The following is a 307-nucleotide window of genomic DNA, read 5'->3' on the forward strand; positions in this document are numbered from 1 at the left end:
GGTTCATGGGCGCCGGCAAGACGTCGGGGGCCCGGCGCCTCGCCCGCACGTGCGGCGTGGCCTCGGTGGACATGGACACCTACATCGAGCGCTGCGAGGGCAAGAAGGTGAAGGAGATCTTCGCCGAGGGCGGCGAGGAGGGCTTCCGCGCCATCGAGACGGACGTGCTGCGCGAGCTGGGCGCTAAGCCCGACCCTTTGCTCAACTCTTGCGGCGGCGGCGTGGTGGTCACGCCGGCCAACCACGACGTCTTCCGCGAGGCCGGCTTCGTGGTGTATCTGGAAGTGACCGCCGACGAGGCCGCCAG

The 307-nt window shown here is 70.0% G+C and carries 1 protein-coding gene; it reads left to right on the plus strand.

All coding sequences use genetic code 11. The features are described from left to right. The coding region (locus NE591_RS13960) for a shikimate kinase (RefSeq protein ID WP_305145267.1) at window positions 1-307 on the plus strand (307 nt) is incomplete at both ends.

This window comes from Adlercreutzia sp. DFI.6.23 (assembly GCF_024462535.1).
Classification (GTDB): domain Bacteria; phylum Actinomycetota; class Coriobacteriia; order Coriobacteriales; family Eggerthellaceae; genus Adlercreutzia; species Adlercreutzia rubneri.